This window comes from Candidatus Thiosymbion oneisti, from assembly GCF_900092655.1.
GTDB classification, from domain to species: Bacteria; Pseudomonadota; Gammaproteobacteria; order Chromatiales; family Chromatiaceae; genus Thiosymbion; species Thiosymbion oneisti.
Map to the genome: position 1 here is coordinate 1 of NZ_FLUY01000589.1, position 1,318 is coordinate 1,318.

The 1,318-nt window shown below is 60.3% G+C and carries 1 protein-coding gene; it reads left to right on the forward strand.

What is annotated here, in order from left to right; all coding sequences use genetic code 11:
* Positions 1-268: 268 nt before the first annotated feature.
* The coding region (gene apbC / locus BQ17_RS06495; RefSeq protein ID WP_256091501.1) for an iron-sulfur cluster carrier protein ApbC at positions 269-1,318 on the forward strand (1,050 nt) is incomplete at its 3' end.

The following is a 1,318-nucleotide window of genomic DNA, read 5'->3' on the forward strand; positions in this document are numbered from 1 at the left end:
CCCATTTAACGCCAGGACGCAATGGCGCCAAGACGCAAAGATTCTTTGTTCTTTCTTTGCGTCTTGGCGTCCTTGCGCCATTGCGTTTTTTCGCAATTTCCGATTTTTCGCGAACTGAGCCACTACCAGTCAGTCCGAGCTTGAAATCCTGACATAAAGACCAACTGTCGCGGGGGGATCGGCGGCTATTCGGATAGAATAGCGACCAGGTTGTTTATTGTGTTCTCGCGAACTTCGGGGCGGACCGACAGGTTCGGCGCCTGACCAGATGGAGCAAACCATGTCAGCAGTTACCAAAGAACAAGTCGAAGCGGCGATCAAGGGTTACCGAGAGCCCCACCTGGAAAAGGATCTGGTCAGCGCCGGGTGCGTCAAGGGCGTCGAGATCGAGGGGGACCGGGTCAAGATCGAGGTCATCCTTGGCTTTCCGGCCAAAACCGTGGCGGCGGCGATCGCTGCCGAGGTCAAAGCGGCGGTGGAAGGGTTGGAAGGCGTCACCGGGGCCGAGGTCGATGTCACCTGGTCCGTGGTCGCACACTCGGTCCAGAAATCCTTAAAGCCGATCGACAACGTCAAGAACATCGTCGCCGTAGCGTCCGGCAAGGGCGGCGTCGGCAAGTCGACCACTGCGGTCAATCTGGCCCTGGCGCTGTCCGCCGAAGGTGCCAAGACCGGCATTCTGGATGCGGACATCTATGGTCCCTCACAGCCGCGCATGCTGGGCATCACCGGCAAGCCGGACTCCAAGGACGGCAATACGCTCGAGCCCATGAACAGCTACCACCTCCAGGCTATGTCCATCGGTTTCCTGATCGACGAGGAGACCCCAATGATCTGGCGTGGCCCCATGGTGACCCAGGCCCTGGAGCAATTGCTCAATGATACCAATTGGTCGGATCTGGACTATCTGGTGATCGACCTGCCGCCCGGCACCGGCGACACCCAGCTCACCCTGGCCCAAAAGGTGCCCGTCTCCGGTGCGGTCATCGTCACCACACCCCAGGATATCGCGCTGCTGGATGCCCGCAAGGGTCTGAAGATGTTCCAGAAGGTGGAGGTGCCGGTGCTGGGTATCGTGGAGAACATGAGCATCCATATCTGTTCCAAGTGCGGGCACGAGGAGCACATCTTCGGCGAGGGTGGGGGTCAGGCCATGGCCGAGCAGTACGGGGTGCAACTGCTGGGCGCACTACCGTTGGATATTGACATCCGGCAGGAGACGGACGGCGGCAGGCCGACCGTCGTGGCTCAGCCCGATTCACGCATCAGCGAGATCTACCGGGAGATTGCCCGCAGGACCGCGGCCAAGCTGTCCCTG